The 25,812-nt window shown below is 46.9% G+C and carries 24 protein-coding genes and 1 pseudogene; 15 read left to right on the top strand and 10 right to left on the bottom strand.

Features of this window, described 5'->3' with window-relative positions:
* Both tnpA and B5D26_RS04760 read left to right on the top strand, forming a co-directional pair.
* Positions 1–255: IS200/IS605 family transposase (gene tnpA / locus B5D26_RS04765; RefSeq protein WP_143833096.1), on the top strand; the 255-nt coding region annotated here is incomplete at its 5' end.
* Between the two features lie 20 nt (positions 256–275).
* Complete coding sequence (locus B5D26_RS04760) at positions 276–1,445, top strand: FAD-dependent oxidoreductase (protein WP_327196248.1); 1,170 nt, start codon at positions 276–278, stop codon at positions 1,443–1,445.
* 1 nt (position 1,446) lies between these two features.
* Here the strand turns inward: B5D26_RS04760 and B5D26_RS04755 are convergent, their stop codons facing one another.
* The 3 genes from B5D26_RS04755 to B5D26_RS04745 form a co-directional block, all read right to left on the bottom strand.
* Positions 1,447–2,151, bottom strand: a complete 705-nt coding sequence (locus tag B5D26_RS04755; RefSeq protein ID WP_078744558.1) for a pseudouridine synthase — start codon at positions 2,149–2,151, stop codon at positions 1,447–1,449.
* 147 nt (positions 2,152–2,298) lie between these two features.
* The gene (locus B5D26_RS04750; protein WP_078744555.1) at positions 2,299–3,888 is read right to left on the bottom strand and encodes an ABC-F family ATPase; all 1,590 of its coding nucleotides are present in this window, start codon (positions 3,886–3,888) and stop codon (positions 2,299–2,301) included.
* A gap of 243 nt (positions 3,889–4,131) precedes the next feature.
* Positions 4,132–4,941, bottom strand: coding sequence for an ABC transporter substrate-binding protein (locus B5D26_RS04745; protein WP_078744554.1), 810 nt, complete (start codon positions 4,939–4,941; stop codon positions 4,132–4,134).
* Between the two features lie 200 nt (positions 4,942–5,141).
* Here B5D26_RS04745 and B5D26_RS04740 point away from each other — a divergent pair, with 200 nt between their 5' ends.
* The 8 genes from B5D26_RS04740 (at position 5,142) to B5D26_RS04705 (ending at position 14,206) form a co-directional block, all read left to right on the top strand.
* Positions 5,142–7,685 (top strand): bifunctional diguanylate cyclase/phosphodiesterase, encoded by a 2,544-nt coding sequence (locus B5D26_RS04740; RefSeq protein ID WP_139776556.1) that lies wholly within the window; start codon positions 5,142–5,144, stop codon positions 7,683–7,685.
* Positions 7,682–8,149, top strand: coding sequence for a CreA family protein (locus tag B5D26_RS04735; RefSeq protein ID WP_078744551.1), 468 nt, complete (start codon positions 7,682–7,684; stop codon positions 8,147–8,149). Before B5D26_RS04740 ends, B5D26_RS04735 begins: the two co-directional genes overlap by 4 nt.
* An 87-nt stretch (positions 8,150–8,236) precedes the next feature.
* Complete coding sequence (locus tag B5D26_RS04730; RefSeq protein WP_139776557.1) at positions 8,237–9,115, top strand: DMT family transporter; 879 nt, start codon at positions 8,237–8,239, stop codon at positions 9,113–9,115.
* 24 nt (positions 9,116–9,139) lie between these two features.
* Entirely contained in the window at positions 9,140–10,336 is a 1,197-nt protein-coding gene (gene lhgO, locus B5D26_RS04725; RefSeq protein ID WP_078744547.1) for an L-2-hydroxyglutarate oxidase, read from the top strand.
* A gap of 40 nt (positions 10,337–10,376) precedes the next feature.
* Positions 10,377–11,387: an ArsJ-associated glyceraldehyde-3-phosphate dehydrogenase gene (locus tag B5D26_RS04720; RefSeq protein ID WP_078744545.1), complete on the top strand. Its 1,011-nt coding sequence runs from the start codon at positions 10,377–10,379 to the stop codon at positions 11,385–11,387.
* A gap of 6 nt (positions 11,388–11,393) precedes the next feature.
* A complete protein-coding gene (gene arsJ / locus B5D26_RS04715; RefSeq protein ID WP_078744543.1) occupies positions 11,394–12,632 on the top strand; it encodes an organoarsenical effux MFS transporter ArsJ in 1,239 nt (412 codons plus the stop codon).
* Positions 12,633–12,781: 149 nt separating this feature from the next.
* Entirely contained in the window at positions 12,782–13,636 is an 855-nt protein-coding gene (locus B5D26_RS04710) for a substrate-binding periplasmic protein (RefSeq protein WP_078744542.1), read from the top strand.
* A gap of 144 nt (positions 13,637–13,780) precedes the next feature.
* The gene (locus tag B5D26_RS04705) at positions 13,781–14,206 is read left to right on the top strand and encodes a BLUF domain-containing protein (RefSeq protein ID WP_078744541.1); all 426 of its coding nucleotides are present in this window, start codon (positions 13,781–13,783) and stop codon (positions 14,204–14,206) included.
* Positions 14,207–14,242: 36 nt separating this feature from the next.
* Here the strand turns inward: B5D26_RS04705 and B5D26_RS04700 are convergent, their stop codons facing one another.
* Positions 14,243–14,785: a GNAT family N-acetyltransferase gene (locus B5D26_RS04700; RefSeq protein ID WP_078744540.1), complete on the bottom strand. Its 543-nt coding sequence runs from the start codon at positions 14,783–14,785 to the stop codon at positions 14,243–14,245.
* Positions 14,786–15,049: 264 nt separating this feature from the next.
* Here B5D26_RS04700 and B5D26_RS04695 point away from each other — a divergent pair, with 264 nt between their 5' ends.
* Positions 15,050–16,453: a PepSY-associated TM helix domain-containing protein gene (locus B5D26_RS04695; protein ID WP_078744539.1), complete on the top strand. Its 1,404-nt coding sequence runs from the start codon at positions 15,050–15,052 to the stop codon at positions 16,451–16,453.
* A 221-nt stretch (positions 16,454–16,674) separates the two neighbouring features.
* On the opposite strand, the gene B5D26_RS04690 is transcribed toward B5D26_RS04695, so the two are convergent.
* Positions 16,675–17,061, bottom strand: a complete 387-nt coding sequence (locus B5D26_RS04690; RefSeq protein WP_078744538.1) for a tautomerase family protein — start codon at positions 17,059–17,061, stop codon at positions 16,675–16,677.
* 666 nt (positions 17,062–17,727) lie between these two features.
* On the opposite strand from B5D26_RS04690, the gene nadS reads away from it, so the two are divergent.
* Both nadS and B5D26_RS16675 read left to right on the top strand, forming a co-directional pair.
* A complete protein-coding gene (gene nadS, locus B5D26_RS04675) occupies positions 17,728–18,033 on the top strand; it encodes a NadS family protein (protein WP_078744537.1) in 306 nt (101 codons plus the stop codon).
* 65 nt (positions 18,034–18,098) lie between these two features.
* Positions 18,099–18,218: pseudogene (locus tag B5D26_RS16675) on the top strand (IS256 family transposase); the annotation flags it as partial.
* A 182-nt stretch (positions 18,219–18,400) separates the two neighbouring features.
* On the opposite strand, the gene B5D26_RS04670 reads toward B5D26_RS16675, so the two are convergent.
* On the bottom strand, positions 18,401–19,054 hold the full coding sequence (locus B5D26_RS04670) for an AbiV family abortive infection protein (protein ID WP_078744536.1): 654 nt from the start codon (positions 19,052–19,054) through the stop codon (positions 18,401–18,403).
* 430 nt (positions 19,055–19,484) lie between these two features.
* On the opposite strand from B5D26_RS04670, the gene B5D26_RS04665 reads away from it, so the two are divergent.
* A complete protein-coding gene (locus B5D26_RS04665) occupies positions 19,485–19,889 on the top strand; it encodes a nucleotidyltransferase substrate binding protein (RefSeq protein WP_078744535.1) in 405 nt (134 codons plus the stop codon).
* Positions 19,886–20,215 (top strand): nucleotidyltransferase domain-containing protein, encoded by a 330-nt coding sequence (locus tag B5D26_RS04660; protein ID WP_078744534.1) that lies wholly within the window; start codon positions 19,886–19,888, stop codon positions 20,213–20,215. The genes B5D26_RS04665 and B5D26_RS04660 overlap by 4 nt, the downstream gene beginning before the upstream one ends.
* A gap of 85 nt (positions 20,216–20,300) precedes the next feature.
* On the opposite strand, the gene B5D26_RS04655 is transcribed toward B5D26_RS04660, so the two are convergent.
* The 4 genes from B5D26_RS04655 to B5D26_RS04640 are packed head-to-tail and all read right to left on the bottom strand — an operon-like array spanning position 20,301 to position 25,636.
* Positions 20,301–21,206 carry a hydroxymethylglutaryl-CoA lyase gene (locus tag B5D26_RS04655; protein WP_078744533.1) on the bottom strand — a complete coding sequence of 302 codons (906 nt, stop codon included), beginning with the start codon at positions 21,204–21,206 and terminating at the stop codon, positions 20,301–20,303.
* A 2-nt stretch (positions 21,207–21,208) separates the two neighbouring features.
* Complete coding sequence (locus B5D26_RS04650; protein WP_078744532.1) at positions 21,209–23,212, bottom strand: acetyl/propionyl/methylcrotonyl-CoA carboxylase subunit alpha; 2,004 nt, start codon at positions 23,210–23,212, stop codon at positions 21,209–21,211.
* Positions 23,213–23,225: 13 nt separating this feature from the next.
* Positions 23,226–24,014, bottom strand: coding sequence for an enoyl-CoA hydratase/isomerase family protein (locus tag B5D26_RS04645; RefSeq protein WP_078744531.1), 789 nt, complete (start codon positions 24,012–24,014; stop codon positions 23,226–23,228).
* A 14-nt stretch (positions 24,015–24,028) separates the two neighbouring features.
* On the bottom strand, positions 24,029–25,636 hold the full coding sequence (locus B5D26_RS04640) for a carboxyl transferase domain-containing protein (RefSeq protein WP_078744530.1): 1,608 nt from the start codon (positions 25,634–25,636) through the stop codon (positions 24,029–24,031).
* Positions 25,637–25,812: the final 176 nt, after the last annotated feature.

Below are 25,812 nucleotides of genomic sequence, written 5' to 3'. Positions count from 1 at the left end.
GACCTACTGGAAATGGACGGTGAATCAGATCATGTTCACCTGCTGATAGCTTATCCGCCGAAGCTGGCGATCAGCGTCATGGTGAACAACCTGAAATCGGTTTCATCACGCCGGATACGCATACTCAATACCCATATCCCCCGGCAAAGCAAAAGTGCAGCGCTCTGGTCACGTTCTTACTTTGCCTGCAGTGCAGGCGGGGCAACGATCAAAACACTGAAAGAGTATGTGCAAAGTCAGGCGACACCTGATTAGAACCGCTGCGCGGTTCCCGCTTGTATCCCCGCCCGATTGGGCGAGGGTTTACGCGGAGTTTTGCTAATGGAGGGCAAATATCCGTCAGTCATGCTGAACCATTAGCTAACGCACGGGCGCCCTTAAAAGTGCTTAAAGGGTTATTCAATGGTGAAGCCCCTTTGCTCTTTCGTCCTAGCTTAGATATTCATCAATGGCGCTGGCTTATCAGTTGGTTAGGACAGTGTTTACCCGATCAAGCTAAGAAAAATACCTTGCTAGCTGTGCAGATGGCCAGTTATTCACGTCATTTGTTGCAACAGGTACGTGAGGAGCATCAGTTAGACTATCAGCACAGAACTCGTGGAGTTCTCCACTTTTATCGGAATCAATTGGAGTTTGATGCGGCACGGCCCGTGATTGAGCTGATGCAGAAACTGGGCTGTGAACGCAAGGTTATCGATAAAGAGCAAGCCCTTACCATTGAGCCCGCATTGCGTTGGGCGGCACCTAATATTGTGGGAGCAACTTACACAGAGTCTGATGAATCTGGCAATGCCCATTTGTATGCTCAGGAGCTGACAGCGGTGTGTCAGAGAATGGGAGTCGAGTTCGCCCATAATACTAACGTGATGGAATTGCTGCGAGAGGGAAGGCGTATCCATGTGCGTGTCAATGGTGATTTGGGTAACACACATTTAAGCGCTAATCATATTGTGGTGTGTATGGGGGCTTGGTCGACTCCATTACTACGTTCGGTTGGTATCTATTTGAATCAATATCCTGCTAAGGGCTATTCAATCACTGTACCTTTAGAGCACCCAGAAAATGCCCCTTATGTTAGTTTGACAGACGATGAAAACAGATTGGTTTATAGCCGTCTGGGCGATCAATTAAGAGTAGCAGGTACGGCAGAGCTTAGCGGCTATTCAAGAGAGCTCAATGCACGTCGCTGCGATATGATTTTGGATCAAGCTCGCAGATTATTTCCAGAAGCAGGTGGTTTTGATCAAGCGCGTTTTTGGTCAGGATTACGCCCAGCAACGCCCTCTAATTTGCCCTACATAGAGAAAACGAAGTTCGATAACCTTTGGTTAAATACAGGGCACGGTACTTTGGGTTGGACAACAAGCTGCGGCTCTAGCAAGTATCTGGCCGACTTGATCTGTAACGGTAATGTCACTGAGTTTGATCGGTTTAGCTTGGTCTAGTCTAAAGTCGCCACTCTTCTGGGGACAAATCACGGCTATCACCTGCTGCCAAGCCTGAGTCAAGCTGGATCGAACCGATTGCGACCCGATGAAGGGCCAACACTGGATTGCGGAAACGGCCAAACATTCGCTTAATCTGGTGATAGCGCCCTTCAGTGAGCACCACTTCCACTTGGTAATCGTTAATCAGTGTGAGTTGTGCGGGCCGAGTGGTGATCTCTTCAAATGGAAAATACATGCCTTCAGCAAAAGCAGAAATATAGTCTTCGGTGACAGGGTTTTCTAGGGTCACTTGATAACGCTTTTCAACCTTGTGTTCAGGGTCTGTTAAGCGACTTGACCAGCGGCCATCATTGGTGAGCAACAGTAAACCAGAAGAGTTCAGATCCAAACGCCCGACGATGTGTAATGAGTGTTTATCTGGATGGTCGAGCAGGTCAATCACGGTGCGATGCTCTGGATCTTGTGTCGCGCTCACCACCCCTTTAGGTTTATGCAGCATCACATAATGGGCTTGATTGGCTTGGAGTATTTCGCCATCTAGGCTGATCTGGCTAAAGAAATCGACAGACTGATGAATTTCGCGGGCGATCTGTCCGTCTACGGTCACTCGCCCCTGAGCCAATAATAAACGCACCGCTTTTCGGTTGAGGCCTGAAACGGTTTGGCTTAAAAATCGATCTAAACGATTGGATTGAGCCGACATAATGCGAGTGTTTCCTTCAACCAATTTCAGCGGTATCACTTTTTTTCAGTGGTATAGCGTTTTCAACGGTACAACGCAAAGAGGGCAAACAGATCGCTTGCCCTCTTTTGTTTTAAAGCCCTAAGGCGTTAACTTCCGCTACCGAGTTTACTTAACCCCTTGGGTTTTTAAGTAATCTTCATAAGTGCCGTGGAAGTCAACAATGCCAGTTGGGGTCAGCTCGATAATACGGGTTGCCAATGAGGACACAAACTCACGGTCGTGACTGACAAAGATCAACGTGCCTTCGTAGTTTTCCAGTGCCAAGTTCAAAGACTCAATCGACTCCATGTCCAAGTGGTTGGTTGGCTCATCCATCACGAGAATGTTAGGGCGTTGTAGCATCATCTTGCCAAACAACATGCGGCCCTGCTCACCGCCCGAGATCACCTTAACGGATTTATCAATCTCTTTTTGCGAGAACAGCAAGCGGCCTAAAGTGCCTCGAATGACCTGCTCATCATCGCCTTCTTTACCCCACTGTCCCATCCAGTCGAGCAGGGTCAGGGGTTGTTCAAAGTCAGCGGCGTGATCCTGCGCATAGTAACCAATGCTGGCATTTTCAGACCACTTAATGTTGCCTTTGGTGGGTGCTAAATCACCGACCAAACATTTAAGCAGAGTTGATTTACCGATACCGTTCGGGCCGATTACCGCGATGCGCTCACCTACTTCAATCATCATGTTCAAGCCTGAGAACAGTGTTTCATCAAAGCTTTTGCCCAGCTCGGTTACTTCCAGTGCTAGACGGTGTAGTTTCTTCTCTTGCTCAAAACGGATGAAAGGGTTTTGACGGCTAGACGGCTTGATATCGTCTAACTGTATTTTATCAATCTGTTTAGCTCGAGAAGTTGCTTGTTTTGACTTTGAAGCATTTGCTGAGAAGCGACTTACGAACGCTTTCAAGTCTGCAATTTGAGCTTTTTTCTTCGCGTTGTCGGCCAGTTGACGCTCGCGTGCTTGAGTCGCGGCCGTCATGTACTCGTCATAGTTGCCGTGATAGGTGCGTAACTCACCGTAGTCCAAGTCCGCCATGTGAGTGCACACGCTGTTTAAGAAGTGACGGTCGTGAGAGATGATGATCATGGTGCAGTTACGGGCGTTTAACACCTCTTCCAACCAACGAATGGTATTGATATCCAAGTTGTTGGTGGGTTCGTCCAGTAACATGATATCAGGCTCTGAGAACAGCACCTGTGCCAGCAACACACGTAATTTCCAACCCGGCGCAATTTCACTCATTGGGCCGTAATGCTGTTCGATAGGAATACCAACACCTAGCAACAGTTCGCCTGCGCGAGACTCAGCGGTATAGCCGTCCATCTCAGCAAATTCACCTTCTAGCTCACCCGCCCGAATACCATCTTCTTCGGTCATGTCAGGGTTGCTATAGATCGCATCACGTTCGGCCTTGATCTTCCAGAGCTCATCATGACCCATAATCACCGTATCAATTACGCTGTATTGCTCGTAAGCAAATTGATCCTGCTTCAATTTACCAATACGCTCATTAGGATCTTTGGAAACATTGCCAGCGGTTGGCTCTAAATCACCCCCTAAAATCTTCATAAAGGTTGATTTGCCGCAGCCGTTTGCACCGATTAAACCATAGCGGTTGCCGTCGCCAAATTTAACAGAAACGTTTTCAAACAATGGCTTAGCGCCAAATTGCATGGTGATATTTGCAGTAGTAAGCAATGTTTTTTACCGAATTGAGAGCAGATAGAAAAAGGCGTAACCCAGTGCAAATGGCTATGCCAGTTGCACTGGGTCTAAAAATAGGTGCGTATTATGCCAACATAGCCGCAGAGGCGAAAGAGTAAGAGCGGGGAAATCAATAAGACTACCCTATCTTATCCATATTGAAGTTTACTGAACAACCTAAACTTGACGCTTTAGTTTTACCAAACTGTGGTTGCTTAAAGCGAAGCCTGCTGCGCCTTAGTTCGCCAGCACAATAGGTAATAATTTGTTACTCTCTGCGGCTTGTTGCAAGCGACCATCCTTTTTAATGGCTGCAACAAACTGATCTACTCGCGCCAGCCATTCGGGTTGACCTTTTTTCACCGCGTATGCGTACTGAAACTGAGCGGTGGCTATTTTGGGTGTAAGTAACTTGGCCCAATCATAGTTGGTAATCATTTTCTGGCCATACGGATAATCGGTAATAAATAGATCAGCTCGACCAGAGCGCACCTCAATTTCGCGTTGACTAGGTTTAACTACCGTTAGCAATTTGGCTTTCTTCAGAGAGGCTTTCATGGCATTTTCCATATAAGTGCCTTTTTGTACACAAACTACAATACCCTCTTGATCCATCTCTTCCCAGCTTGATAACAGCGGATGTGCTTTACTGGTAATACCATACATACCACTACTTAAATAAGGCTGGCTAAAGTCAATTCGCTCCATACGACTTTCTGTACGCCCAACTCCAAACATGGCGACATCACATTTATCTTGCTCTAAGTCGTTCATGAAAATGCCAAAATGGGTTTGCACATACTCCACTTCTACGCCTAAGTCTTTGGCAAACTCTTTAGAAAGATCTATATCAATCCCCTCCAGTAAGCCTGATTTGGCATTACGATACGAAATAGAAAAATACTCAGGCCAGATGCAGACCTTTAACTTACCAGCCCGAGCAATATTTTGTTCTCGCTCAGATAAAGAGTCTGCGTTAGCAAAACTGCTTACAACAACCGATAACAGAAGAAAAACACTTAAAAATGAAGTAACCTTCAGTTTCATAAAGAAAACCCTCGATAATATGTGGTTTGTAACAGTTTGTATATCATGTCCCTTTCTGCCTTGGTGATAATTGATCTGTGTTAAGACTCTGGCTAATTTTTATTAAGAATGCACTTTTACATCAAAAGGCCGTTGTTTTGACAGCTCTTTTGATAGTTTTAAGTTTTTGGTTGGTCTTGGAGCATTCGCTTCAAAAAGGTTTGGCCCGGAGTCTACAAAACCAAGAAACCAGTGATGCAGTATTGCTTCATGCTCTTGAGGATACTGTTGTACGTTCTTTTCAAGCCATTAATGCCTCTTTGGCAACAATTTCAGAAAGCTTGCCTCTGCTTGGTGATGAACAAAATATCACTCGCATTTTATCCGATCAGTTGCGTACAGCTCCTCAGCTACGTGCCGTTGATTTAATCCGTCTAGATCAAACGGTTATTGCATCAGCAACAGGCTATCAATACGAAGATGGTAGCAAGGGAATACTTTGTGTTCAGCCTTTATTAGAGAACAATCTTATAGAGTTTGTGATAGGTGACCCCCAAGAGGGACGTTATCCAGGAGACCTTTTTGGTGCACGAACAGGACTACACTATGTGCCATTTTGTTTTCCTGTCCGCTCAGAGAGCGGTGAGCTTGTATCGGTGCTAGTGGCATCAATTAACCCTCAATACTTTACCAATCTTTTTCAGTCAGTGATTGATGCTAACCAGTCAAAAATTCGTTTACATCGATATGATGGTTTGACCCTGATGGGGTCAGATGCAGTCGCTGCCAGCGAAACATTGTTAGCAAGAGTTAAACAGAGGAGCTGGGGAGCCTACCGTGTTGCAGAAGGTAGCGATGATGCCGCACTATTGAGCTATCGCTCAACCTCTTTGTTGCCGCTGATTATCAGTATGGAGTCCAGTGAGGCCTTTTCATTAGACGCTTGGCGTAAAGATGAGCGCATGTTGTCTATGGTTATGATGGTGTTAATCGCGCTGGTTACAGCCATTGCACTGGTATTTGTGATTTTGTTTGAGAAGCGCGACCTAGCCCAAGGCGATATTCACCTTCTTAGTACAGCCATTAGAAGTGCAGCCAATGCCATTTTTATCACGAATAAGGCAGGTAAGATTCATTGGGTTAACGATGCTTTTTGTCGTTTAACAGGCTATGAATTTTCAGAAATCAAAGATAAAACACCAAAGTTCTTAAACTCTGGCCAGCATAGCCCTCAGTTTTTTAAAGAACTTTGGCAAACTATTCTAAATGGTGAAAGCTGGCGCGGAGAGCTACATAACCGACATAAATCAGGTGAGCGGTTAACCGTTGAACAAACCATTACGCCAATCTTGAATATAAAAGGCGATGTTGAGCACTTCGTTGCTGTACATGAAGATGTAACCGCTCGCAAACATGCCGAAGAAAAAGCGCTCTATTTAGCAGGACATGATCCTTTAACGGGACTGCCTAATCGACGACATTTCGAACAGCGGATTCATCATGTTTTTGAAGCACCTGCTCCAGAAGTGGCAGGCATTCTATTTATTGATTTAGATCGCTTTAAAGAGATCAATGACACGATGGGGCATGAGGCAGGTGATAGCTTGCTGTCACGTACCACAGAGCGACTGGTGCAGTTGCTAGGTGACCAATATTTGCTAGCTCGCTTAGGGGGAGATGAGTTTGCAATCTTAGCTTATCCCGTATTAAACGATATTGAACTGTCAAACTTAGCATCACAAGTTATTGAGACAGTTGCCACGCCTTTTGAATATGGTGAAGCGGTGTTCACCGTGACCTGTAGCGTTGGTATCGCCCAAAGCTTTGTTAATAGTGGCTGTGATGCCTCAAGCTTGTTACGTCAGGCTGATATGGCGATGTACCGTGCCAAGCATGAGGGTAAAAATACCTATCGCTTTTTCGATGAAGCGATGGATGCCTTGATGAAGCGGCGGGTGTATTTACAACAGCAACTTGATATTGCTGTTAAATCAGATCATGAGCTGAGTTTGCGCTTTCAACCACAAGTTGACAGCTTCACCGGACAGGTGTGTGGTGCAGAAAGCCTATTACGTTGGGAAACAGAAGAGGGCGAATGGATCTCTCCTGCGGAGTTTATCGGCATTGCAGAAGAAACCGGACAGATCTTAGAAGTTGGTAATTGGCTGATGGAAAGTCTATTTCGCCAGATGGCCGACTGGAACGCACGCCATGTTCCATTTGGTAAAATTGCCATGAATGTTTCTGCGGTTCAACTGGCTAGGGATACTTTAGCTGATAGGCTTTTGTCTTTAATGCGAGCTTTTGAAATCCCCCCTGAACAGCTATCAATAGAGATCACTGAAACCACGCTAATGGCGACTTCGGATCTTGTTGAATTGAACTTAAAGCAACTGAAACAGGCGGGTGTAACCTTAGCAATTGACGACTTTGGTACGGGCTACTCCTCTTTAAGTTATTTAAAATCTCTTAATGCAGACTATCTGAAAATTGATCGTAGCTTTGTAATTGGCATAGGTAAAAATCGTTCCGATGAAAGCATTATTGAGGCCACAATCGCACTAGCAAAAAGCTTAGAGTTAGCAACAGTTGCAGAAGGCGTTGATAGTGAGGAACAGTTAGTATTCTTGCAACAACGTCACTGTAATTTTATTCAAGGTTATTTATTTGCCAAACCGCTGCTGGCTGAAGAGTTTGAGGTCTTTATGAGTTCAGGTGCAAGCTTACGTACAGGGCTAGATACAACAATGGAAACAACTAAATGAAACAATTAGTTCGCTTTATCAGCATTGCAGGGGCTGCGCTTATAACCTCATTTGTACAGGCTGAAGAGATTGGCTCCGTTAGCACCGTATTTAAGATGATTGGCCCAAACCACAAAATTGTCGTTGAAGCCTTCGATGATCCTGCTGTAGAAGGTGTTAGTTGCTGGCTATCACGTCCTAAAACAGGTGGCATTTCAGGCGGTTTAGGTTTAGCTGAAGACCCATCAAATGGCAGTATTGCTTGCCGGCAAGTGGGGCCAATTAAAATCACTCAAAAGCTTAAAGAAGGTGATGAGGTTTTTAATAAACGTACCAGCTTGGTTTTTAAATCGATGCAAGTGGTTCGATTCTTTGATGAGAAGCGTAACACTTTGATATACTTAGTTTATTCTGATCGTTTGGTAGAAGGATCACCTAAAAGCTCTATTTCCGTTGTGCCTATTCAGCCGTGGAATACCAACTAATCTCATCAAAACTCGCGTGCATTTCAAGCCCTGACAAGGGCTAGTCCAATATTTCCTGATTAATCTAGCTTTAAAATGAGAGTCTTAATGTTAAGCCGTTTAACTTCATGCTCCCCCATTGTACTGGGTGCAGGTTTGATTCTACTGTCAGAACTGTTTTTGGTGCTATCAGGCATGGTGGTTAAGCAGATATCAGGCGATGTACCTACAGAGATTATTGTTTTCTTTCGTAACGCATTAGGCTTGTTGTTATTAGTCCCTTGGCTACTGCGTAACGGTTTGTCTGCGATAAAAACCCAACAATTGCGCTACCATTTCATGCGAGCTGCGGTTGGAGTCACTGCCATGACTTGTTTGTATTATTCTTGGGGGCATCTACCTTTAGCACAAGCAGCACTACTCAAACAAACAGCTCCTTTTTTTATACCCCTGATTGCTTTTTTCTGGCTAGGTGAACGCGTCGCCATAACGGCTAAAATAGCTATTTTGATTGGCTTTATCGGCACTGTATTCGTACTAAATCCTCAAACAGGCACCTTAAACATTGCGGTACTGGTCGCTTTAGTTGGCGCAATGCTAGGAGGTTTAGCGAAAGTCACCATTCGTAAGATGCGTGAAACTGAGTCAGCTCAACGTATTGTGTTCTATTTCGCTTTCTTCAGCGCGCTGCTATCAGCATTGCCAGCCTTATGGGTATGGCAAACACCCACTTTTGAGCAGTACCTATGGCTGTTATTAATGGCAGGTATGTCGACCTTAGCGCAGCTTTTTCTCAGTAAAGCCTATGGTTTAGCACCTGCAGGGCAGTTAGGCCCTTTTACCTATGGTTCTGTCGCTTTTGCAGCGCTGATGGGCTGGTGGCTATGGGCAGAAACCCTTATGTTAAATGTTTGGCTGGGCATTGCATTTATCACGATTGGTGGTGTGTTGGCGATGCGCTCCAAGCAAGTAAAAGTGCCCGTTTAGCTTGTATGGAAAAAGGGATTAGGCATGTTTGATTTTATTATCATAGGTGGCGGCATTATCGGATTATCAACGGCAATGCAGCTGTTACAGCACTTTCCTGATAGAAAAGTAATAGTCTTAGAGAAAGAATCTGCCTTAGCCCAACATCAAACCGGACACAATAGTGGTGTGATTCATGCCGGAGTTTATTACACGCCAGGCAGCTTAAAAGCTCGCTTCTGCCTAGAAGGCAATCAAGCAACTAAGGCATTTTGCCAAGCAAATAACATTCGCTTCGATCAATGTGGCAAGCTAATTGTTGCCACTAATGAACTAGAAATGTCTCGGATGCAAGCGCTCTGGCAGCGCACTGAGGCCAATGGTTTAGAGCGGGAATGGCTTAATGCTGAGCAACTTCATCAGCGTGAGCCCAATATCACAGGTTTAGGTGCCATACTTGTGCCTTCTACAGGCATTGTCAGTTACACAGAAGTGACTAACGCTATGGCAAAAGTCTTTCAAAGTTTAGGTGGTGAAATAGGCTATCAGCACGAGGTTTTGGGCATTAAAGAAACGTCTCAGTCCATCAGAGTGCAGACCTCTCAAGGAGATTTCAGTGGTCGTTATATGATCTCTTGCTCGGGATTAATGGCTGATCGTATTGTTGCAATGCTCGGTTTAAAAGCTGGCTTTAAAATTTGCCCATTCAGAGGCGAATATTACCTACTAAAGCCTCAGTATAACCAAATCGTAAACCATCTTATTTATCCTGTACCTAATCCTGAGATGCCATTTCTTGGCGTGCATCTTACCCGCATGATTGACGGTACGGTGACGGTTGGCCCTAATGCCGTATTGGCATGGAAACGTGAAGGTTACCGGAAAAACGATTTTTCCATTAGCGATACGCTGAATATGTTGGGTCATAAAGGCACTTTGAAAGTACTAAAACAGCACTTAAAGCCCGGTTTGTACGAGCTGAAGAACTCATTATTCAAAAGTAGTTACCTCAAAGAAGTACAGAAGTATTGCCCAAGCCTGAAGGAAGCTGACCTGCAATATTACCCAGCAGGAGTACGAACCCAAGCGGTATCAGATGAAGGGCATTTAGTAGATGACTTCTTGTTTGTTTCGTCCGCACGTACTTTCAATGTGTGTAATGCACCATCACCTGCGGCGACGTCAGCATTACCTATTGGTCGTCATATTGTGGAACAAGTTAGCAAACAGTGGGTGCTTTAACTGAAATTCATATTGTCACTATTTTAAAACAGAGGTTGTGATGACTATAAAAGTAGGTATCAACGGCTTTGGCCGTATGGGACGTTTAACATTTCGCGCTGCATTTGATTGGGATGAGATTGAGTTTGTACAAATTAATGATCCCGCCGGCGACGCTGGAACCCTAGCTCACTTGATCAACTTTGACTCAGTACATGGCCGTTGGCAGCATGAGGCTAATGCCAACGGTAGCAATATGGTGATCAACGGCAAATCTATTGCGGTAACACAGAATAAAGTTATTGCTGATACGGATTGGTCTGCTTGCGATATCGTGATTGAAGCCAGTGGCAAAATGAAGACCAAGGCGCTGTTACAGGCTTATCTTGATCAAGGGGTAAAACGTGTTGTCGTGACTGCGCCAGTGAAAGAAGACGGTGTACTTAACGTCGTAATGGGCGTTAACCATCAAGATTATAATAAAGCTGAGCACAGTATCATCACTGCGGCATCCTGCACTACTAACTGCTTAGCACCAGTGGTTAAAGTGATTCATGAGCATCTGGGAATTGTGCATGGCGCAATGACCACTATTCACGATATTACCAATACGCAAACTATCTTGGATGCGCCTCACAAAGACCTACGCCGCGCCCGTGCTTGTGGTATGAGTTTGATTCCAACCACAACGGGGTCTGCTACCGCCATCACCCATATATTCCCTGAGTTAAAAGGTAAGCTAAACGGTCATGCAGTGCGCGTACCTTTGGCAAATGCCTCATTGACAGATTGTGTGTTTGAAGTAAGTCGCGCCACTAATATTGAAGAGGTGAATCAGCTTCTTGAGAACGCTGCAAACAATGAACTAAAAGGTATTCTAGGTTATGAGCCACGGCCTTTAGTCTCTATTGATTATAAGACTGATCCACGCTCAGGTATTATTGATGCGCTGTCTACCATGGTGATTAATGGTACTCAGGTTAAGCTCTATGTTTGGTATGACAACGAATGGGGCTACGCCAATCGCACTGCTGAGTTAATGCGTTTGGTTGGACAGCTTGATAAGGAATAACACACCATGCCCGCCTTATCTCATAAACTGGAGCAACTATCACCGGCATTACGCCAATACCTATTGGTAACGGGTAACTATTGGGTTTTTACCTTAACCGATGGCGCACTGCGAATGCTGGTTGTATTGCATTTCCACAGTATTGGCTATCAACCCCTTGATATCGCATTACTGTTTTTGTTTTATGAAATTTTTGGCGTGGTTACTAACCTAATTGGCGGCTGGCTAGGGGCGAGGATTGGCTTAAATAAGACCATGAATATTGGTCTATTACTTCAAGTCATCGCCTTGGTCATGCTATTAGTACCGACAACGCTACTCACAGTTGCTTGGGTGATGGCTGCTCAAGCTTTGTCAGGTATCGCCAAAGATCTTAATAAGATGAGCGCGAAAAGCTCGATTAAAGCGTTAGTGCCCACTAATGCTGAAGGGCAATTATATAAGTGGGTAGCCATTTTAACGGGCTCAAAAAATGCGTTAAAAGGTGCAGGTTTCTTTCTTGGCGGTGCGCTACTGAGTTTATTGGGTTTTCAAGTCGCCGTGTTGGCGATGGCATTAGTATTGAGCCTAGTTTGGTTTTTTAGCATGATTATGCTGAAAAAAGAGTTGGGCAAAGCTAAAAGTAAACCAAAGTTCAGCGATATTTTCTCTAAAAGCCGCAATATCAATATATTGTCAGCAGCTAGGCTCTGCTTGTTTGGTGCACGAGATGTTTGGTTTGTGGTTGCATTACCTGTCTATCTTGCCGCTCAGTTGGGCTGGGATCATTGGACCGTGGGCAGTTTTCTTGCGCTTTGGGTTGTGGGGTACGGCATAGTACAGGGATTTGCGCCCAAAATAACGGGTAAGGCAAGTGGGCAGTTACCAAATGGTCGCCATGCTATTATTTGGGCCCTATTGCTCAGCTTAACTCCTGCTGCCATCGCTATATCTCTTAGCTTTCAATGGTATGCTCAGAGTATCTTGCTAATAGGGCTAATGGTTTTTGGCGCTCTTTTTGCCATCAATTCTTCGTTGCACAGCTATCTTATTGTCAGCTACGCTGATGCTGATGGTGCATCTTTAGATGTGGGTTTTTACTACATGGCCAATGCCATGGGGCGATTAATAGGCACGGTACTATCAGGGTGGCTTTTCCAAACCTATGGTTTAGAAAGCTGTCTTTGGACTTCAACTCTGTTGATAGGTTTAACCGCTATCATTTCTTTTGGGCTGCCACGAAAAGGCGCTTGTCAGGGTTGCTGAGTATCTAGGGTTTATCTATTTGGCATCTACTCAGGGTGCTCAATCAATATTGCAAGATGAGGCTGCCAGTAAATTTCCCTACCTTTCAATAATCATCTGCCATAATCAAGTCTGGATGCTTATTTATTTGGCTAAAAAGGGCTGTTGGCATGAACTTCCGTTTAATCTTATTTCAACTGATGTCAATGCTGATCTTATCCTACAGCCTGAGTCCTACACTTGAGGCTCAAATAGTCGACTCTGTACAACAGGTAGACATTATTGCTGATGATAACTATCCGCCATTCTCTTATCGTGAGGGAGAGGATGCCAAAGGGTTATATGTAGAGATATTGTTAGCGGTATTTAAGAATATGCCTGATTATCAGGTTAACATCCGACCTCTTCCGTGGCGCAGAGGCCTGACCATGATGCAGTCTGGTTCAGGCTTTGCTATTTTTCCACCTTACTACTTCCCTAACAAACGTCCCTTCTTGAGCGCTTATTCAAAGCCTGTCTTAAACGAGAAGATTAGCTTATTTTGTAGTAATAAATTTATCGCCAAATATAAAGCAAAACAGCCAGTTTGGCCTCAGGACTTTGCAGGTGCCCGTATTGGTATCAATCCTGGCTATTTATTACTTGATGATGATTTTTGGGAGCTAAATCGTAAACACTTTTATAGAGTTGAAGAGGGTATTGACACTAAAGCAAACATACAAAAATTGATCTATCAGCGCTTGGATTGCTTAATTAACTCAAGAGTAGCCATACTCTGGGGGCAAAAAGAACTGAAAGAGTCTGGTGAGACTTTTAGTGAGGGTCTCTCAGATAAACTGCAAGAGGTTGCGGTGCTTAAAGAGCAGCAAGGTTATTTAGCTTTTTCAGAAGATATACAACAACGTTATCCTTTTCGTGCTGTATTTATAAAGCAGTTCAATCAGGAGTTATCGACATTAATACAGTCAGGAGAACTTGACCGCATTGTTCATAATTTTGAGGCTCGGCTACATCTCACGCCATAGAGATTTGTCAAAATGGCAAAAGCGATTATCAGCTCTTGCCATTGGTAGCTCTAACTCGTTACAGCTACAGCAGCCTCGCCCCATTTATTTCGACCTATACTGACTGAGCACCGTGATGAAAAACAAAATAACGAGGTAGGTACTATGTTTCTGGTTCGGTTGATCTACACCAGTCAGGTGACTGGCGAATTTTCTAAGGACGACATTGAGCAGATCATCTCATCTGCAAAAGAGAATAACCGTCGGGCGGGTATCACCGGGTTATTGTGTTTCAACCGCAAATACTTTTTGCAGGTGCTAGAAGGCACACGCACCCAAGTGAATGCGTTATACCATCATATTTTGCAAGACAGTCGCCATACTCAAGTGATACTGCTCAGTTATCACGAAATCACACAGCGGGAGTTTGACCAATGGCATATGGCTTACGTACCTGAAGCAGGTTTACGCAGTGAAGTGTGTCAGCGCTACTCCGGCAGCAAAGAGTTCAACCCCCTACTGATGCTAGGGGACAGTTGCTTAAAACTACTGCTCGAACTACGGGGCGCAGTGCCACAAGCGACACTATAACGCATCGACTTTTGCTTAAGTGCCCATGCCACAGCCCTAAGCAAGACCACTGGCCGCTCCTTTGGGGAGCGGTTTAACCCGATATTGGTAAAGATTATTGCATACCCCATACAGCGGCACAGTCGCTTTGAAGCGGAAGCCTATTTTTTCGAGTAGCTGATTTGACCGCACATTATCCGGCAGCGTAACCGCAAAAACGGTCTCTAACGAGAAACTGTCCACTGTAACCTTTAGCGTCTGTTCCGCTGCCTCACGGGCATAGCCTTGGCCACAAAACGCCTCCAAAAACGCATAGCCTAAATCGGGATATTCCAGCTCGTCTCTTTTTAATACCCCACAGATACCAATAGGGATAAGGCTGCTTTTTAAACAAACCAAGTTAAGACCAAAACCATATCGCTCATAACTGGCCATCGGCCCTTGCTTAAGATAGTGCACGGCATCGTCTTGAGAGCGAACCTTTTTATCCGCGATATAGCGGATAAACGCAGGCTCGTTGAGCAACCGAACAATAAATTCGGTATCGCTCAACTCAAACTGCCTAATCATCAGCCTGTCGGTTTCACACAGGATGTTCATGTCCGCCGTTCCTGAATAAATTTGGACATTTTTTATATCTGAGAAATTAACATACTACAACGCTATAACATAAATGCTTAGATTGCACCTTCTGGAGCCATCTTTTGAGCACAGCTAATATAATATTTTATCTTTATAAATTAGTAGGTTACCTGCGTCTTTTTGCCACGCAGTTAACGCCTCAAATGCGACATTTGACCGCGTATGCCCAGCAGAACTTTCTGATAAATTTCCTGCATCCTTTATTTTGATGTGGAAGATCAGATGAATACCCTCTCCAGAATTCCGGAAACGGATAACAACGCCGGAATCGCGAAAACAAAATCCTCCTACAACCGTCTTTGGCGCTGGCACCTGCTGGCTGGCTTGTACGTGATCCCCTTCATGTTGATGCTGAGCCTTACCGGGATCATTATGATGCTTTACAAACCCGTGATTGAGCCTGTGTTCTATTCGGAGCTGGTATCGGTAGCGCCGACAGAGAATCAGACCCGAATCAGTTGGCAGCAGCAGGTCGATCTGGTTCAACAGGCGTATCCTGATGCTGTGGTCAGACAGCTTCTGTTGCCCGCCGACTCCAATGACGCTGTTCGGGTTCTGGTCAAGTCAGCCGGTGAAAACCTGCAGGTGTTTGTTGATCCCTATCGGGGTGAAATTCTCGGGGCGGTGAACAAAGATGCAACCCTTTACGCCCTTGCTGATGAGATCCACGGAACGCTTTTGTTGGGCGCTTTTGGTGATGGCATGATTGAGCTATCAGCGGCACTGACACTGATTCTGCTAGCGACAGGTCTCATGATGTGGTGGGCGCGACGTAAGCGTCAGCCGGGCTATCTGCTCAAGCCTGATGGTAAGCTGAAGGGGCGTATGTCACTGCGGGAATGGCACACCTTGTCGGGCTTTTATCTGACGATTGTGCTGGCGCTGTTTGTGCTGTCTGGTCTTTCGTGGACTGGTATTTGGGGTGCCAAAATGGTTCAGGCATGGAACAGCTTTCCTGATGGTGTTTTCTCAGATATTCCTCTGTCTGATCAGAACCATGCGTCATTAAATCCCGGTGTTGAGGAGCAGGTGCCCTGGAACCTTGAGCAAACCTTACTACCAGCTTCAGGCTCAATGGCGGGAAAACCGGGTATTCCGGAAGGCATTCCGGTGAATGCGGATAGTGTGATCCGTTTCGCTCAGGATAATGGTATGACACGTTTTCGCCTGAATCTGCCAACTTCACCGGAAGGCGTTTATACAGCTATCGCTGCAACCATGAGTGGTGATATTACTGATCCCTATGCAGATCGTGCCCTGCATATTGATCAGTACACTGGTAAGGTTCTGGGTGATCTGGGCTACAACGATTACAGCCTGTTGTCCAAGGCGATGGCTATCGGTATCCCGCTGCACATGGGGCTGTGGGGTAAGAGTAATCTGGTGATCAATATTCTGTTATGCCTCGGGATTATTTTTGTCAGCGTGGCTGGTGTAGTGATCTGGTGGCAGCGAAAACCTGCTAATAGCAAGTTTCATCTGGGAGCGCCCTCATCGACGAAAAAACGCGGTGCTTTGGTACTGATCCCCATTATTTGCGGACTTTTTATTCCCCTGCTAGGGATTACCCTGATGGTTTTCTGGTTGCTGACAAAAGTGATGCATAACGCCAAGGCAACAGCCTGATGGTCAAGCGGTAGAGCCTGAATAATCTTTGATAAACCCAAAAGCCCTGCTCCTTATCAATATCAAAAGGATCGGGGCTTTGTGTTTTTTGAGCACTGGACGCTAAGCTCCGGGAGAAATAAATCTGCTGATCGGATTGTGTTGGTAACGCCTTAGTACGGATAATGCTTTTTTAATTTCTGGCGTGGAGTTTGTTGTGAAGGAGAAGCCTGAGTACTGTGTTATACGTTAACCTTGTACTTTAAGTCTGCAACCTCATCGCCCGTCATGCCTCTAAACCCCCAACAATGAGCAGGTTGCTCTTTAATTGTGATTTCAATATCAACAGGGGAAATGCCTAACTGAGCCTCAATGTGACTGAATAGCGCCTTGATCAAGGCCTTTTTAGTGTCAACTTGGCGACCTTCCATCATATTCACCTCAATGACGGTATACGCATCAGAGCGACCGCTAGGATAGTAAAAATCGCTTTTATCGAGAGGAATAAACCGATGTGCTCGTTTATCTTCCGGCAACCCCAACGCTTGCGTCATCGACTGCTGAATCACATCCGACAGATCCGCCTTTATTGGATTCAAATGCTCTTTTATTCCGTATATAACGACCATAAGTACTCCTTAAAATATGAACAGGTGTGGAAATAAGCGCATAGGCACAAATATCAATGGCAACCATTTGATCTAATTGCGTTAAACGATCCAGAATCCACTGGCAACGATGCTCAAAAGACTGACCAGAGAATTGATTTTAGCCACATAAAAACACACGACGAACACAACGGGCAATACAGTGATAGTCAGGGGTAGTGGATGAGCCTATTTGTTCTAAGCGAGCGAGGGGCATCCTCCTTCATGAACAAACTATTCATTAGCGGTTGAGTTCACTGTAGACCCTGTTTTTTGCCATTTGAGAAGGTTATATTTTATATTTATACGTCAATGGCGTACACTAACGTTATGATATTTATTGAAACCCCAATGTTTACCAAGCGATTACGCGACCTGTTGGATGATGACAGTTATGCCGCTTTATCAACGTGAGCTAGCCACTCACCCTGAAAAAGGCGATGTGATTAAAGGCACAGGTGGTTTGCGTAAGATACGCGTTGCATCTCGCAGTTAGGGCAAACGAGGTGGCTCAAGGGTGATTTATTACCACTTTGTATCAAAATCTCACATAGCACTACTGCTGATCTACCCAAAAAATGAAAAAGATGATCTAAGCACAGATGAGCGCAAAGCCCTAAAACACCTAATCGAACGGTGGAGATAACGATGAGCACTTTTTTTGACGACCTAATGGAAAGCGTTCAGCAGATGGATGAGATTCAGCGTGGTGAGCGTGCGCCCTCTCGTGAGTTTTCTGTTGATGCTTTACAGGTAAAAGAGATTCGCAAGGCCACTGGGTTAACCCAAGCCCGTTTTGCCAACCTGATCGATGTTCAGATTGGAACGCTACGCAATTGGGAGCAAGGTCGCCGTGAACCTACAGGACCCGCTAAGTCGCTGTTACGCGCACTGCGTAATGATCCAGTGCACGTTATTAAAGCATTGAGCGAAGAGAACAGCCTTAAAGGTTAAACAAGCGGGGACACTCGATCCCCGCTACCACCTTTACCGCCTACCGAGTTGGCCGCGTTGGTTGATACACACCTGAGTTGAAGGCATCTGAGAAGTGGACACATCCGGTGCAAAACTGGAACCTGACATTGTCTCAGTTGAACATCCACTTCGAAGGCCGGATCGACCAACACGTTGATCTTTAAGAAATGGGTGACACAGAACTATGAACGCCCTCCAGTTCTCATCAAAGAATGTGCTTAAATCAACGTGGCAGCGTGATAAATTCTCAATAACTAGAACCCGTTAGGTTTTTCTACAGCCTGAACGCCCGCATTTGCGGCTGGTTTAGAGCGCAGCGGAAAACCAGTCCGACAACATGCGCTTGTTAGTTTCGTTGGCGATTCTTCTTTCTCCAACCATTATTCTTAATTCCACTCTTGTGGAGCCATTTCAAAAGCTTTTTATAGATCTCATAATCAAATACCTCATCCATGTCCTTGCCACCCGCAAAGTAGAGCTCATCTTCTTCGATTCTTGCGCATATTCTAAGCAGTTCGTCGTTGATAATTGAAATAAACTGCTTTGCATCTTTCTGTTTAATTTTCCACGGGGTTGAAACCCGACTATCTGTATCGACCTTACCTTTTGAGCGAGTCAAGCCAACGTAGATTGCATTTTGCTTTTTCTCTTCAAGCTTTCGGCTTTGGATCAGAGATATAAACTTTGGCGAATAATCATCTGTTTCTCTTGCCACAAAGTTCCACTGCTTTCTTGGATGCAAGTACAGGAGCTTTAGCCATTCTTGTTCAAACTCAGCATCAGGGTAACCCTCATTAGTTTCCGATGACCATATATAGTGATCTATCCAGTTGGCCTTTGAGAATTCCTCCAAAGCCAAGACTGAAAGCTGAAGAGCACTTGGGTATGAGCCATTTTCATAGAGCAATACAGAGTCAAAATGAAGACGGATAGTATTTCTCAAAGACTCCGTTGCAATTTTATTCAGCTTGTACTTTGAGATTCCGTCTTCTTTCTTCACTGGTACTCCGATTCAGAAACTAACATTTTTAATATCAGACATGCTCGTTTCGCCGATTTCAATATACCGACATATAAACAAAGAAGTGTTTGATTAGAAAGGAGAACTCCATCTCTTGATCCGACTGCTTCCTTGCTAAACGCACATTATCACGCTCTTTTATACTAAGAGCAGCCGTGCGCCTGTGCTTTTAAATATAAAGGCGGTCACGATTTCCATAATTCATTGATTTTGCAGCTTATCCAATTTCATCGTACTGGTAAACCGAGCATTAAGTCTGACAAAGTGAGCACGATTTTCTACAAAGCCCCAAATAGACTGTATATAAAAACAAGTAAATCCAGAGCGGGATGCCAATGCCAACCCCCATTAGTTTGGTGGTATTATTGCTCTCTTTATACTCATCGCCAAAAACGACAGGATTCCCTTTATGACCGATGAAGATATTCGCTGGCATCAGCGTTTTCGGCAGTTTAGCAATGCTTTTTCTTTGCTAGAGCAAGCCATCACTATTCAACATCCCAGTGTGGTTGAGCGTGCGGGCATCATTCAGTTTTTTGAGATGGCGTTTGAGCTTTCTTGGAAGCTGTTGAAGGACTATCAACAGTCAGAAGGTTTTGAGGTAAACAGCCCTCGCTCAGCTATCAAACAAGCGTTCCAAAATGAGCTATTGGAGTCTGGACATCTGTGGATTCAAGCGTTAGAAGATCGCAATCTGACCACACACACCTACAACGAAGCGACGGCAGTGCTTGTTGAGCAGAAGATACGTGAGGATTACTACCCACTGTTGGTCAGTCTGCGAGATAAGTTTAAGGCGATGATCGAGCCATGAATATTCAGCTACATACAGGGCTAACAACAGAGGATATTCAGTGGATTGTGCAGTCTGCAAAGCAGCAACCGGAAATTGAGCAATTGGTGCTGTTTGGCTCGCGTGCTAAGGGTTGTCACCGTAAAGGCTCCGATGTTGATCTGGCCATCAAGGGGGAAGAGGTTGCCTACGATAGCGTCACAAGACTTGCTGAGCAGTTGAATGAAGTCATACCGCTACCCTATATGTTTGATGTTTTGGATTATGGCAGTCTGGCCGAACCCGCGCTTAAGGCGCATATTGATCGGGTGGGTATCGTACTTTATTCGAGAGAGTCTCCCCGTTAACTGGTGCTCACGCTAAAACAAAAAAACCAGCTCATCACTGAGCTGGTCAAAGGTAGATAGAGGATGAAACTTTGTTACGGTCGGGTTAATCCGCGCAGCGGGCTAAACCAACTTTGGAGCGGTTCGGGCGGTTGATGCTGCTGGTGATAAACTGGCCTGTTGCGATCAGTTTATCCAGATCAATCCCCGTTTCGATGCCTAAGCCTTGCAGCATATAAAGCACGTCTTCACTGGCGACGTTACCTGCGGCACCCTTGGCGTATGGGCAACCGCCTAGGCCACCCACTGAGCTGTCGACTACGCTGATGCCTTCTTCAAGCACGGCGTAGATGTTGGCTAGGGCTTGGCCGTAGGTGTCGTGGAAGTGGGCTGCCAGCCGATCAACCGGAACATGACGACTGACAGCACGCACCATTGCTTTCGCTTTAAGAGGGGTGCCCACGCCTACGGTGTCACCCAGCGAAATTTCATAACAGCCCATGTCGTACAGGGCTTTTGCTACTTCGGCCACTTTTTCAGGGGCAACCTCACCTTCGTAAGGGCAGCCCAGTGTGCAAGAGACATAGCCACGCACGCGAATGTTGTGGGCTTTTGCCAGTTCCATCACGGGGGCGAAGCGCTCTAGGCTTTCGGCAATTGAACAGTTGATGTTCTTTTGCGAGAAAGCTTCTGAGGCGGCACCAAATACGGCAACCTCTTCTACACCGCAAGCGATGGCGCTTTCTAAGCCTTTCAGGTTGGGCGTTAAAGCGGCGTAGGTGACGCCTGCTTTACGCTGTATGCCTGTCATAACGGCTTGTGCATCGCCCATTTGTGGCACCCATTTGGGTGACACAAAGCTGGCGGCTTCGATATAAGGTACGCCCGCATCGGCTAGGCGGTGGATCAGTTCGAGTTTGATCTCGGTGCTGATCACATCGCCTGCTTCGTTTTGTAGGCCGTCACGAGGGCCAACTTCTACCATGCGAACAAATTGAGGTAGCTGCGCCATGATTAAGCCTCCGCTGCCTCAAAGGCCAGTAGGTCAGCGCCACCTGCCACAAGATCACCTGCGCGGTAGAACACTTCGGTCACGGTGCCATCGCTGGCGGCGGTGATGGTGTGTTCCATTTTCATCGCTTCCATGATCACCAGTGCGGTGCCTTTCTTCACTTGCTGACCCGCTTCAACCAATACGGCGACGATGCTGCCGTTCATTGGTGCGGTTAAGCTGCCGCCTTCTTCTTCAAAATCGTGGCTGTCGAGGTCTGGACGCAACCATTGGCATTCAAACGCGCCTTGGTCAGTGAACAGGGTGACATGGCCGTTTAGCTCTGCCACAAAGGCGTTACGGCTGTGGCCGTTCAAGCTGGCTTGCAGGCGGTCGTCGTTCAGTTTGCCGTTGGCGATCAGGATATGGCCGTCGATCTCTAAACGGTAGCCCTGTTCGATCCAGTTCACCTGTACGGTTTTCTCCTCTTCGCCCACTTTGAAGCGAATCGGTAGGTGTGGCGTTTCGTTCATGCGCCAGCCCGTGAACAGGTGCCAAGGCGAGGTGGTGTCGCGGCTGCGTTCTGCTTCTACGGCACGCTCTTGTGCTTGTTTCAGCAGGGTGTACAGCGCGGCCAGTGCTAACGGGTTTGCACCATGACTGCCCCCTTGGTTTGAGAACAGCTCCGCTTCGTGCTTTTCAATAAAGCCCGTGTCCAGTTCTGCGGCACGGAAAGCGCTGTTGTCGATCAAACGCTTCAGGAAGTGGGTGTTGGTTTTCATACCTGCGATGCGGTATTCGGTCAGCGCCTGACTCATACGCTGCATGGCACGGTCACGGTTCTCATCCCATACGATCAGTTTGGCGATCATTGGATCGTAGTAGATGCTCACTTCGTCGCCTTCACGCACACCTGTGTCAACGCGCACAAAGCGGTTCTCTTCTGGGGTGCGTAGGTATTCGAGTTTACCTGTGGCCGGTAGGAAGTCGTTCTCTGGATCTTCCGCATAGATACGCACTTCAACCGCATGGCCGTTGATCTGTACCTCATCTTGTGAAATTGGCAGCGGCTGACCTGACGCCACTTTTAGCTGCCACTCAACCAGATCTTGACCTGTGATCAATTCGGTTACTGGGTGCTCAACCTGTAGACGGGTGTTCATCTCCATAAAGTAGAATGAACCGTCTTCATCTAACAGGAACTCAACTGTGCCTGCGCCTTCATAACCGATGGCCTCTGCGGCACGTACGGCGGCTTCACCCATCGCTTTGCGCAGCTCAGGGCTCATACCCGGTGCTGGTGCTTCTTCAACCACTTTCTGGTGACGACGCTGTACCGAGCAATCACGCTCTGCTAAATAAACACTGTTGCCGTGTTGGTCGCAGAACACTTGAATTTCAACGTGACGCGGCTTGGTGAGGTATTTCTCAACCAGCATGGTGTCGTCGCCAAAGCCGTTCATCGCTTCACGTTTGGCGGCTTCTAGGGCGCTGGTGAACTCATCCGCAGACCAGACCACGCGCATCCCTTTACCACCACCACCTGCGGTGGCTTTCAGCAGAACAGGATAACCCATTGCGTCTGAGTGTTTTCTCAAAACCGCAGGGTCTTGATCTTCGCCGTGATAACCGGGCACCAAAGGTACGCCAGCGTCTTCCATAATGCGTTTGGCCGCACTTTTTGAACCCATTGCCACAATGGCAGGGGCTGGTGGGCCGATAAAGACCACGCCTGCATCTTGGCATTTCTGTACAAAGGTGGCGTTTTCAGACAGGAAGCCGTAACCGGGGTGAATCGCTTGCGCGCCCGTTTGTTTGGCCACTTCTAAAATAGTGTCCATTTTCAGGTAGCTGTCTTTGCTGGCCGCTGGGCCTACGCAGACGGCTTCATCCGCCATTGCCACGTGCATCGCTTTGGCATCAGCTTCGGAGTAAATCGCAACGCAACGAATACCCAGCAGGTGTGCTGTGCGAATAACCCGACATGCGATTTCGCCGCGGTTGGCGATCAGAATCTTGTTAAACATAGGGTTCCTCCGGTTATCGCTGCCAGCTTGGCGCGCGTTTTTCAAAAAATGCACCTAAACCTTCTTGACCCTCTTCTGAAACACGAATTTCAGCGATCAAGCGTTGGGTGTATTCGATCATCTCTTGATCAATCGGGCCTTTGGCCACACGAGCGATCAGTTCTTTGGTACGACGCACACTTTGCGGGCTGTTCGCCAGCAGCTTTTGCACCATCTCATCGGCGGCCTGATCAAGTTGATCATGCTCAACCAACTGGTGTGCTAAGCCCATCTGTACCGCTTCTGCACCATTAAACACTTCTGCGGTTAGGAAATAACGACGGGCAGCACGCTCGCCCATTGCCGCCACCACGAAGGGGCTGATTACCGCAGGAGATAAACCGATTTTCACTTCACTCAAGCAAAAGCGCGCTTTGTCAGAGGCGATACAGATGTCGCAACACGCCGCTAAGCCTACCGCGCCACCATAAGCGGCACCTTGTACTAGGGCGATGGAGGGCTTGTTCAGGTTGTTCAGCGTGTGCATCAGACGCGCCAGCTCGCCAGCATCTTTGAAGTTGTCTTCAAAGCTGTATTGCGCCATGCGCTTCATCCAGCCAAGGTCTGCACCTGCGGAGAATGATTTGCCGTTAGAACGCAGTACCACCACGCGCACCGCATCATTACGGTTCAGATCATCTAGCACCGCTAGAATGTCAGCGATCAGTTTGTCGTCAAATGCGTTATGCACTTCCGGACGATTCAAAATAACAGACGCGACACCCTGATCGGAGATTTCACACAATACTTGTTTATCAGTCATTGTTGTCTCTCCGATTACATGCGGAACACGCCAAAACGCGTGTCCTTAGCAGGGGCGTTCAGGGCAGCCGAAATGGCTAAACCTAACGCATCACGGGTTTGAGCTGGATCAATCACACCGTCATCCCACAGACGCGCACTGGCGTAGTACGGATGGCCTTGGTGCTCATATTGATCAACGATTGGCTTTTTGAAGGCTGCTTCATCTTCTGCGGCCCAAGTCTCACCTTTACGCTCCATATTGTCGCGTTTCACCTGCGCCAATACGCCAGCGGCTTGTTCGCCACCCATGACAGAGATACGGGCGTTAGGCCACATCCACATCATGGTTGGGTCATAAGCGCGACCACACATGCCGTAGTTACCCGCACCAAAACTACCGCCAATCAGTACGGTGAATTTAGGCACTTTGGCACAAGCCACGGCCATTACCATTTTGGCACCGTTTTTGGCGATCCCTTCAGATTCGTACTTACCACCGACCATAAAGCCTGTGATGTTTTGTAGGAACACCAGTGGGATGCCACGCTGGGCGCAAAGCTCAATAAAGTGTGCGCCTTTTAATGCCGCTTCAGAGAACAACACGCCGTTGTTGGCGATAATGCCGACAGGATAGCCGTGTAAACGGGCAAAACCTGTCACCAGTGTGGTGCCGTACAGTTGTTTGAATTCGTCAAACTCTGAACCATCCACCATACGGGCGATCACTTCACGCACGTCATAAGGCTTACGTAGGTCTTCGGACACAATGCCGTAAATCTCTTCAGGGTCGTATAGCGGTGGACGACTCGGTTGTACGTCTAAGGTCACTTGCTTGTGCGGGTTCAAACGCGACACACACTTACGGGCAATTTGCAGTGCGTGTTGGTCGTTCATCGCGTAGTGGTCGGCCACACCTGAAACTTTACAGTGCACATCGGCACCGCCTAGGTCTTCAGCAGAGATCACTTCACCTGTTGCGGCTTTTACCAGCGGTGGGCCAGCCAAGAAGATGGTGCCTTGCTGACGCACAATAATGGATTCGTCTGCCATCGCAGGTACATAAGCACCACCCGCCGTACAGGAGCCCATCACCACGGCGATTTGTGGAATACCTTTGGCCGACATGTTGGCTTGGTTGTAGAAGATGCGACCGAAGTGGTCACGATCTGGGAATACGTCATCTTGGTTCGGCAGGTTCGCACCGCCTGAATCCACCAGATACACACAAGGTAGGTGGTTCTTTTCAGCGATCTCTTGCGCGCGCAGGTGTTTTTTCACGGTCAGCGGGTAGTAGGTGCCGCCTTTGGTGGTGGCATCGTTGGCGATGATCATACACTCTTGGCCACTAACACGACCGATACCGGTGATGATGCCGGCTGAAGGTACGTTATCGCTGTACACATCTAAAGCCGCCAGTTGCGACAGCTCTAGGAAAGGCGCGCCTTCATCTAGCAGGGTGTTGATACGTTCGCGCGGAAGTAGTTTGCCACGGTCGAGGTGTTTCTTCTGAGCGGCTTCACCGCCGCCCAATTTAATCTGAGCCAGTTTGTCGCGTAGATCCTGAACAAGGCGCTTCATATTGCCCGTGTTGTTCAGAAACTCATCGGAGCGGGTGTTTATTTTACTTTTGATAACCGCCATGTCGTGCTCCTTGGAGGCATAAATTGGCGAGACAAACCGAAAAGGGTCGTGCAGGGGGGAGTTTTCAGTCTGCCTCGCCAAAACTGTATCGGTTAAACCGAAATCGTTTGGCGGGGTGTTTTTGGCACCCCGTTTGTCTCGCCTTGCTGAATGACAAGCAAGGTGAGACAAGGGTT

This window comes from Oceanospirillum multiglobuliferum, assembly GCF_900167095.1.
GTDB lineage: Bacteria > Pseudomonadota > Gammaproteobacteria > Pseudomonadales > Halomonadaceae > Oceanospirillum > Oceanospirillum multiglobuliferum.
This window is presented reverse-complemented; position numbering and strand designations above follow the sequence as displayed.